This is a genomic window from Paenibacillus sp. Root444D2, assembly GCF_001426375.1.
Taxonomy (GTDB): Bacteria; Bacillota; Bacilli; order Paenibacillales; family NBRC-103111; genus Paenibacillus_E.
Genome location: NZ_LMEO01000040.1, coordinates 1 through 10,057, shown reverse-complemented (window position 1 = coordinate 10,057; position 10,057 = coordinate 1). Strand labels below are relative to the sequence as shown.

Here is a 10,057-nt window from a genome sequence, read left to right as displayed (position 1 = left end):
CTTTGGGATCTTTGAGCGTAGCTCAAAGTCTCTCCGCTTTGGGATCTTTGAGCGTCGTAGCTCAAAGTCTCTCCGCTTTGGGATCTTTGAGCGTCGTAGCTCAAAGTCTCTCCGCTTTGGGATCTTTGATCGTCGTAGCTCAAAGTCTCTCCGCTTCACCAATTGAAGTCGTTATCCTTTGACTGCACCCTCTGTTAGACCTGAAACAATGTATTTTTGGGCAAAAGCGAACATAATTACAACCGGAATCAAGGATAAAATACCCGCTGCGCTCATTTGTCCCCAGTTAATATCAAATTTTTGCACAAAACTGCTTAGTCCTACAGGGACTGTTTTGGTGCTTTCGCTATTCGTAAACATAACTCCGAAAAACAAATCATTCCACGCGCCTGTAAATGCGAATACAAGGGTAGCAACAATTCCCGGCCGCATAATGGGCAGAATAATTTTGATCATCGTTTGAAACTTGTTACACCCGTCAATTAGAGCCGCTTCCTCGAGAGATACGGGAATTCTCTGAAAGAAACTGGACATCGTCAGTAAACAAAAAGGAATGTTCATGGCCGTATAAGTAATGATCAACGAAGGCAGCTTATTTAACAAGTGCAAATGACTGAATGTAATGAAGAGAGGAACTAAAATAACCATCACAGGAATCATTTGAGTAGCCAAAAAGGAAATAAGAAATAGCTTCTTGCCTCGAAATGAATATCTGGCCATACTATAGCCACCAAGAATGGATACAATCAACACCAAGATTGAACTACTCATACTTACTATAAAACTGTTCATAAAATAATGCGGAAAGCTAGAATTCTGAAAAGTATCTATATAGTTCGCAAACGTTAAATTTTTGGGCCAAAGCGTTAGCTTCCCGCTATAAATTTCCTGTCTATCCTTTAGAGAAGTGACTAGCATCCAATAAAATGGAAACAACGCACCGATTAGGAACAATGTTAACGCAATGACTCGAGAAACTGTAGGGGTTACATTCCGAACATAGGAGACCATTAGAAATCACCTGCATCATCATATTTAGTCGTTTTCAAGAAAATTAACGTATAAAGAATAAGTATTGCTAGCATCATAATTCCCAATGCGGAGGCTTGCCCATAGTCGGTCGTATAGAAGATTTTATTAAATATATAGGAAGGCAAGTTATGAGAAGTATTAGCTGGGCCCCCATTGGTCATGATGTAAATCAAATCGGCTGAATTGAATACCCAAATCACTCGGAGCAGCAATGTAATAATAATCGTCGGTTTGATATAAGGAATCGTAACTCGAAACAGTTTGGTCATTCGGCCTGCCCCGTCAATATCAGCAGATTCATAGATGTCTTTAGGTACGTTTTGCAGAGCAGCAAGAATCATAATCCCGAAAAAAGGCACTCCATACCAAACCATAGCAGCGATGACTGGGTAAATAGAGACATGTGGAATAGCCAAAAAGGGGATGCCTTTTTCCAGAATTCCGAGTTTCACCAATAAGTAATTAATAAGCCCGTTCTGTTCATTAAACAACCATTTAAAAATCATTCCGATTAAAAAAGCAGACACGGCCCAAGGCAGAAAAACAATAGATTGGTAGATGTTTTTCCCTTTAAATTGTTTGTTAAGCGCTAGTGCCAAAATAAATCCAAGAACGAATTGCAAACCTACCGTTAGGATGACCCAAAGTACAGAATTACCTAATATTTGAGGGAGATTCTTATCGGCCAGTAAAGATCTAAAATTTTCAAAACCTGAAAAGTGGATATCCCCCGGTTCAAATAAGACATAATGCATAAAAGCAAGCTTAAGTCCTGATAGTAACGGATAAGCAAAAAAAGCTAGAATAATTAGAACAGCAGGAGTGATTAATAAATAAGGCTCGAATGATTTCCATCGAATTGCTTTTAGCATACTTTCTCTCCCCGCCTTTTCAATACTTTAGAATAGATAACCGGGGATTCATTCGTGTCCCCGGTTATCTGCCTTCTTTTTATGGATTTTCCTTCATATAAGCTTGTTGTTCTTTGGTTAGAAAATCTGCAAGATGCTTAACAGTATCCTCGAGCGATTGCGCCTTTGTCAAATATTTTTGCGTTTCTTCTACTGCGAACGTTCCCGTGAATTGACCAAGCTTCGTTAAATGGCTCGGAGGGCCTGCAAACACAATGTTGGAATCCGCCATGGAACCTGCATACCCAGCAATAGGACCTTTGCTGAAGAACGGATCTTTCAGGTTTTCTTTGTAAATAGGAATCGTTGAATTTTTAATACTGTACGCTAGGTTGTTCTCAGGAGAGCTTAAGAATTCGATCAACTTCCAAGAAGCCTCTTTATTTTGTGATTTGGAAGACATGGCGTAAGCCGCTGTGTAACCCCAGAAAATGTAACGTTTTCCGTCATCGGCTTTAGGCATTGGAACTACATTCCATGTGCCTTCTTTCATATTTTTCTGAGCTGTAATAATAACTTCAGGCGTTTGATTTAAAATAGCCGTTTGACCGTTTAAGAATCCTTGAACCATTTCGTTGAAGCCCCAGTTGACAGACTCTTTAGGAGCATTTCCGTTTAAGTAAACATCATAAAATTTCTTAAAGGCCGCAGCGCCTTCAGGTTTATACAAAATCGATTTACCATCTTTATCAAACCAACTATCGGAGTGAACCGCCGCCATAACATATTCCATTGCGCGAATAACGCCATTGGCTCCTCCTCTGAAGGAAATACCGTATCTGTTTTTCGCAGAGTCTGTGAATTTTTGCGCTAGATTAAAGTAATCATCCCATGTCGCGATGGTCTCGGGCATATTCAGTTCTTTAAACCAATCGCTTCTTATAAATAAGCCCTGCAGCAAGAATCCATCTGGAATCGCATAGACATTGCCTTTGAATTTGTTTCTCGCCTGCTTGGTTGCTTCCGTCAAATTATTTAATTGATCCCATTTGTCATAAAAGGGCTGCAGGTTCTCGATATAACCAGCAGAAGCCATAGCTACTAAGGAAGTATCATCAATACTCAATACGTCAGGAAGAATGCCAGCTGCACCCATGGTCATCCATTTCTTATTCGCATCATCCCAAGGAACAGACGTATATTCAACTTCGATATTCGGGTTTTTCTCTTGAAATTGCTTCAAAAGCCCCTGCATAAGCGCTGTTCTTTCCGGGCTTGGCAGCGGATCGAGATACGAGATTTTCGCTTTCTTGCCTGTGGCTTCTTTGGCTCCTGCGGCTCCAGTGGCTTTTGCCGCTTCATTCTGCCCGCCATTCGTAGAGCAGCCTGCTAAAGCAAAAGTAAGTACTAGACTGGTACATAAGGCTAGAATCGTAGCTTTTTTCTTCATTTTTATAACCCCTCCTGTAATTTGATCTATGTTATAAAATCTTGCTGAAGATCGTTTCCTCAACATAATTTAGTAACTAAGCCTGGGTATCTATATGATTTCTAAGGTAAAAACCGCTTTGTTTGTTCCGATAACCTTACGATTATCGTTCGTAATGTCAGTTGGTGTGAGTTGATACATACGATCGATCGTCTCTTGGTTACTATATCCAATCTGCTCAAGGATGGATGCCGTAATGATAGGCCACTCGTCCTCAGAGCCATCCATCACTTTAAGCGCGAAACCTAGCTTTTCTTTTTTCAATCCAAAGCAGTACACGCCTTTCGCACCGCCCTTAGCGACAATATTGGGATCCATAAGTAAACTGGAACAGATTCTTTCTGAACCAGCAATCATCTCATAATGCTCGTTCATGAGAGCGGTTATTCGGATGACGGCGGATCGAATTTCAAGATCTTCAATCACTTCTGGACAGGCCAGCTTCATGAAGGCAGTCGCTAAATGCTTAAGAGGAATAGCGAACACCGGAAAACCGCAACCGTCTGTACCTATGTGGATCTGTTCTCTTGGACATTCAGATAAGTAAGCGAGGGTGTCTACGATCTCGACTTGAGCAGGATGATCAGGTTCAAAGTAGCCTTCAGTCGGATATCCCATTGTTTTGCACAAAGCAAGAATGCCAAGATGCTTTCCAGAACAATTATGATAAATCGAACGTTTAGGCTTCTGTGCTCTAAGCATGGCTTCTGAAGCAGGCACACTTAAGGGGTAAGTGGGGTGACAGACAAGCGCTTCCTCTCCCACTCCAATCTTGGTAAGCATGGATTCCAATGCTTCAACATGGAAGGTTTCCGCACGATGGGAGCCGATCATAATTGCCGTTTCTTTATCAGATAGGCCAAACTTTCTATCCGCGCCATGCCTAATGACAGGAATAGCTTGAAATGGTTTTCCGGATGACCTTAAATATGTTAATGATTCTACATCCCCTACTGCGTACTTAACAGCACCCGAGATGGAGACTCCGCAAATATGCCCGCTATGCACGCATTCCAAAGCACCTCCACGATACTCTTCAACTAATGTTTTATCCATTTCGTCTTCCCCTCTTTTGCGTAAAATTTCATGGTCTAATGTTGTTGCGAGGCCAATTATTCCACAGATGTTATTAATTGTCGAAATAAAACAATGAAACGATAATATTACCAGACAAAAATGACTGAATGCATGATGTAAATGTTCTTTTCTTCTTTTATTTATTCCAGTGATGTTAATAATTAAATATTAACAACTCACCTATCTGTTGTCAAACATTTTTTGTTTTTTTGTTAAGTAAACTAACAGGTAACGCTTTCGTAGTGAAATTTCACAGATTAGGTGACAATTTCAAAATGAAATGATGTCAACTAAGTTAACTCTAATCTCCAGGTAGTAAGAGCCCGAGCTTCGACATACAGGCGCTAACGAGACTCCCGCCAAATTTCTTCCTCAGCTTGAACGATAGGAGCTACCGTAAGAGTTGGAGCCTCGACAGCAGGCTGAGAAGCAGACTCTTCTATAGGCTCGTCCTTTAAAAGTTTTACCGCCCTTGATACGTGTGCAGAGGCAAAAAAAGCCTTCTGCAAAAGGAATCCTTCCCTTTTGCAGCAGGCTTTCTGTTTTAACCCAGCACCACGCGGTCATCCGACAGCTTGTTGCCGCTGATGTGCTCGAACTCACCAAGCAGCTGCTCCACGGTGAGGTCCTTCTTCCGTTCCTCGCTCACATCAAGGATGATGCGGCCTTTATCCATCATGATCAGGCGGTTGCCGAGACGTATCGCCTGCTCCATGTTGTGCGTGACCATCAAGGTGGTCAGCTTCATTTCGCGCACGATGTCCTCGGTCAATCGTGTAATGAGCTCCGCGCGCGATGGGTCCAGCGCGGCGGTGTGCTCATCAAGCAGCAGAATCTGCGGCTTGGTGAACGTCGCCATCAGCAAGCTGAGGGCTTGGCGCTCTCCGCCGGAGAGCAGGCCCACCTTCGCGCGCAGACGGCCCTCCAGGCCGATGCCGAGGCGCTGCAGCTGTTCCAGGAACAGCGCGCGCTTACGCGCGGTGACGCCGAAGCTCAGCCCGCGCTTCTTGCCGCGGGCATACGCCATGGCGAGATTCTCCTCGATCGTCATTCGAGGAGCGGTCCCCGCCATGGGGTCTTGAAAGACGCGGCCGACCCAACGGCTGCGCTCGTATTCCGGCAGGTGATGAATCACCTCACCGCTAATAGCGACTTCGCCGGCATCCGGCGTCATAACGCCGGAGATGATGTTCATCAGCGTCGATTTACCGGCGCCGTTACTGCCAATGACCGTGACGAAGTCACCGGGCTTGAGGTTCAAGTTAATGCCGATTAGCGCGATTTTCTCATCCGCTGAACCGGGGTTAAATAGCTTAGAAACATTCGAGAGCTGAAGCATTAACGATCACCTCCCTTGTTCATTTTCACAGCGAGGGCGATGAGCTCAGCCGAACGCCTTTTCGCTGCTGCTTTTTGCTTAATGGCTCGCTGCACGGAAGGTAGAACAAGCGCGATAATAACAATAATCGCGGTAATGAGCTTCAAGTCGGATGCTTTTAGCCATTCGACTCGCAGGGCCAATGCGACAACAATACGGTACACGATGGAACCGAGTACAGCAGCCAGTGTCGCTTGAAAAACCGTCCGAGCGCCAAAAATCGCTTCCCCAATAATAACGGAAGCTAGTCCAATGACGATCATCCCGATCCCCATCGAGATGTCGGCAAAGCCCGACTGCTGCGCGATGAGAGCTCCAGATAGTGCAACTAATCCGTTCGATATACTGACGCCTAGAATCGTAGTATTGTCCGTATTCGCACCAAAGCTGCGAATCATTCTCGCATTGTCACCGGTTGCTCGCAGAGCAAGTCCCAAATCAGTATGCAGGAACGCATCCAGCAGCAATTTGAACACGATGACAATAATAAGCACAACCGTAATCGGCGACACCGAAGTGAATATCGTATCGACATTGAGAAGTGAAATGTTAGGCTTGCCCATAATGCGCATATTAATGGAATACAAGGCAATCATCATAAGAATCCCTGATAAAAGTCCATTAATTTTACCTTTCGTATGGAGCAGTCCCGTACAAGCTCCAGCCACAAGCCCGGCTGCAAAAGCAGCGAAACAAGCTAGCAGCGGCGAATAGCCATGAGCAATCATGATAGCTGCAACAGCGCCGCCTGTTGTAAAACTCCCGTCCACCGTAAGATCAGGGAAATCGAGAATGCGAAACGTGATATAAACACCAAGCGCCATCAACGCATAGAGAAGACCCAGCTCGACGGCACCAGTCATTGAATCCATCATGTGAATAACCTCCTACTTTGAAAAAAAGGGGTGAACGAAAGCGACGTTCACCCCTTTTGTGTCTTAATCCTTACTGAATGATGTTTTTCTCTTTATCTTTTACTGCATTTTTCATAGCGTCTGTTACATCAATTCCTTGAGCTTTTGCTGCCTTCAGGTTTAAGATCAGATCCATTTTTTCAGGAACAGTTACTTTCATGTCTGCTGGTTTTTTACCATTCTTGAGAATGTCGACAGCCATTTGGCCAACTTGGTAGCCATGATCATAGTATTTGAAGCCAACTGTTGCAAAAGCACCTTTTTCCACGGTATCACGGTCACTGGAGAAGAACGGAATGTGTTTTTCATTCGCGATTTGAATGATGCCATCCACGCCGCTAACGACCGTGTTATCCAGTGTAATCAAGAAAGCATCCGCGCGGCCAACGAGGGATTGCGCTGCTTGTTTTACCTCAGACGTATTAGTAACCGGCGCTTTAATGAGCTTAATACCATGTTTCGTTAAGGTTTGCTCTGCATTTTTGGCCATGATAACAGCGTTAGGCTCACCTTCGTTAATAACAAGACCAACTGTTTTCACTTTAGGCATGTTCGCAGCAACGAAATCCATTAATTGCGCAACAGCCATTGGGTTCGTGTCTGAAGCTCCGGAAACATTACCGCCCGGCTTGTCCACATTGCTGACGATTTTGGCTGCAAGCGGGTCTGTAACAGCTGCGAAAAGAATTGGAGACTTCTTCACTTGCTGTACAAGAGCTTGTGCAGATGGTGTTGCGATACCAAGTACCAAATCGTAGTCGGCGGAAGCAATTTTTTGAGCAATGGATAAGTTATTCGGTTGATCGCCTTGCGCATTGTTGAAATCGACTTTCAAGTTGGTACCTTCCACGATACCGCCATCTTTAAGAGCTGCAAGGAAACCTTGACGCGTTGCATCCAGAGACGGATGTTCGACAATTTGTGAAATCGCGACTTTATAAGACTTTTGCGCGGCTGCTGTTGCTGCCGGAGTAGCTGAAGCCGCAGCGCTTGCTGCTGGAGCCGGAGCTGCCTTCTGCCCACAACCTGCTACGACCATAAGAGCTGCTGTTAATGCGAATGATACGAGTGCTTTCTTTTTCAACATAATTACCCCTCTCTAAGTTCCCATTTATCGCTTGGACTCATTGCTCACTCACCACTTTAACGCTTTTGCGGGACAAAGTTTGAGGATATGAAATACCCAAGGCTCCATATTAATTAACCATAGTTTAAAGGGCTACTGGGTTTCCGTCAATTGTTTTATCCGCATTTATATGTTTTCTGTTAACATTTGGAGAAGATTGCTCAGGACTGCTGTTGAACATAAAAGTCACGAAGCAATTCATCCATCACCCGATTCGTTCGCGCCGCAGTCCGACCGGTACTAGGACTTTTGCCAATACCCCGAAGCTCGTCAACCACAGATTGAATAAGAGGCTGTTGCACATGAGCCGGATACGGAATGGCGTACTCCTCGATCTGACCATCTGCCATCTCCAAGCGAATATCATCGCTAAACGTCGAGAACGCAATTTTGCCCAGACTCCCCGTAATTTCAGTTACGTCACTGCGCTTAAACGAGTTGAAGCTCCAAATCCCAGCACCCATAACACCAGACTCAAATGCATAGGTCGTTGTCACGATATCTTCGACTTGATACTTGCCCGACTGATTTCTGGCAAAACCTTTTACTTCCCCAATTGGGCCAAGTAAATAATCAAGAACATCCAGCGTATGACTCGCCAAATCAACGAACAAACCGCCTCCCGAAAGCTCCGGCCGTATGCGCCACGGCTGCTCCTGTCCATCATCATCCCTCAAGGTTTGGAGAAAAGTCGTCTGCACAAATCGAACCTCACCAAGGATACCGCTGTCAAGCAATCTTTTGATCTCAACAAATTTCGGCAAGCCTCTGCGATAATAGGCCACGAATAAAGGTACCTTTGCTTCTTCGCAAGCAGCTATCATTTCCAAACATTCCGCATGATTCCTCGCCATCGGCTTTTCCACATAGACAGGCTTCCCCGCCCGTGCTGCCAGCAGGGCATATTCCCGATGATAACCTGGAGGTGTCGCGACATAGATCGCATTGACATCCGGATCGTTGACCAACGCTTCCGCATCATCGTACCATGCAGCAACTCCATGCCTTTTGGCGTAATCTTCTGCTAGCGCTCCATTTCTTCGCATCACAGCGACAAGCTCAGAACCCTCCGCCTTTTGTAAGGCCGGCCCGCTCTTGACCTCAGTCACATCCCCACAACCAATAATACCCCATCGCACCTTATCCACTTATCCAAACCTCCTAATAGGTCACAGTGATACAAGATTTTATCCTACATATTCGACATGAGACCGTCTCCTCCTTGTGACCTTTTTTATAAATGCAGCAAAGCAGTTAGAAACAATGGCGAGGGAAGATGAATATAAAATTGCCTCTCTTAAGAGAGAAAATCTTAAAGCTTGAACCTTCTCTCCTTTTATTGTGAACAGACGAATAAATTAGGACTCCTTACTCTCAGTGTAATGGAGTTGCAGAAAATACAACAATTGCTGCCCAAATCCAGCCTCTCTCGCTTCAATGTTGTAAAACCTGCAACAATTGGGACCCCATACAGGCGTTTTTGCCTCAAATGGGTCAGAATTGTTGTACAAACTGCAACATCAGCTTGCAAAATAGCTATTGAGGGTGGGAATTGTTGTAGAAAATACAACACTATCCACATCCATACTCACAAGCCTGTCGATTAACCAAAAAAATGGTACAAAAAAAGGCCGCTCATTCGGTAATGTGTTTGTACCCCTACAAACATCCGAAACGAGACGACCTCATTGAAATTCTTATATGCTATTAAATATTCTGCAAACAGTTCTCCCCCTCAGCGAACAGACTGGCCATGTTGATTCTGAGCATAATTTTACGATCAGGGAAATTTCACTATTCATCCAAAGTGATAAGTTATCTTATAGCGTATTCGATCTGTTATATCGTATGAATCATTGAAGCCAGTATGGATGGTCTACTAACGAACAACTTAACCCTCCCCTGCTTCCAAAAGTAAGTCATTCAACAGGCTTCATTTCACACACCAATCAGAGATTCAATCGGGCAAATTAGTGAGATGTTGCATTTCATACAACAATCGGCGCGTAAAATCTGGAAAATCGGATTAATGTTGTATTTCGTGCAACAAATCGATCAAATTTACTTAGAAAACTGAGTTTACAGCTCAAATTCGGTCTAACCCCCTAATACTGGACACTAGTCGACTAAAGCAACAGATTACTTATTAAATTGCGAGTTTAAACGGCTTTACTTCATTTTTCTTTAACT

At 44.2% G+C, this 10,057-nt stretch carries 9 protein-coding genes; 1 reads left to right on the top strand and 8 read right to left on the bottom strand.

What is annotated here, in order from left to right; translation table 11 throughout:
- On the top strand, positions 1–182 hold a 182-nt coding region (locus ASD40_RS38795; RefSeq protein WP_235549340.1), incomplete at its 5' end, for a hypothetical protein.
- Here the strand turns inward: ASD40_RS38795 and ASD40_RS21690 are convergent.
- From ASD40_RS21690 to ASD40_RS21655, 8 genes are all read right to left on the bottom strand, one after another.
- Entirely contained in the window at positions 172–771 is a 600-nt protein-coding gene (locus tag ASD40_RS21690; protein ID WP_268795920.1) for a carbohydrate ABC transporter permease, read from the bottom strand. The two genes, ASD40_RS38795 and ASD40_RS21690, sit on opposite strands and share 11 nt — an antisense overlap.
- Positions 772–1,010: 239 nt before the next feature.
- Entirely contained in the window at positions 1,011–1,904 is an 894-nt protein-coding gene (locus ASD40_RS21685; RefSeq protein ID WP_057305251.1) for a carbohydrate ABC transporter permease, read from the bottom strand.
- 79 nt (positions 1,905–1,983) lie between these two features.
- The gene (locus ASD40_RS21680; protein WP_057305250.1) at positions 1,984–3,333 is read right to left on the bottom strand and encodes an ABC transporter substrate-binding protein; all 1,350 of its coding nucleotides are present in this window, start codon (positions 3,331–3,333) and stop codon (positions 1,984–1,986) included.
- Positions 3,334–3,423: 90 nt separating this feature from the next.
- Positions 3,424–4,428 (bottom strand): asparaginase, encoded by a 1,005-nt coding sequence (locus tag ASD40_RS21675; protein WP_057305249.1) that lies wholly within the window; start codon positions 4,426–4,428, stop codon positions 3,424–3,426.
- Positions 4,429–4,993: 565 nt separating this feature from the next.
- A complete protein-coding gene (locus ASD40_RS21670; protein WP_057305248.1) occupies positions 4,994–5,788 on the bottom strand; it encodes an ABC transporter ATP-binding protein in 795 nt (264 codons plus the stop codon).
- Positions 5,788–6,702, bottom strand: a complete 915-nt coding sequence (locus tag ASD40_RS21665) for an ABC transporter permease (RefSeq protein WP_057305247.1) — start codon at positions 6,700–6,702, stop codon at positions 5,788–5,790. The genes ASD40_RS21670 and ASD40_RS21665 overlap by 1 nt, the downstream gene beginning before the upstream one ends.
- Positions 6,703–6,772: 70 nt before the next feature.
- On the bottom strand, positions 6,773–7,828 hold the full coding sequence (locus ASD40_RS21660; protein ID WP_082562362.1) for an ABC transporter substrate-binding protein: 1,056 nt from the start codon (positions 7,826–7,828) through the stop codon (positions 6,773–6,775).
- 200 nt (positions 7,829–8,028) lie between these two features.
- Positions 8,029–9,015 (bottom strand): Gfo/Idh/MocA family protein, encoded by a 987-nt coding sequence (locus ASD40_RS21655; RefSeq protein ID WP_057305246.1) that lies wholly within the window; start codon positions 9,013–9,015, stop codon positions 8,029–8,031.
- Positions 9,016–10,057: the final 1,042 nt, after the last annotated feature.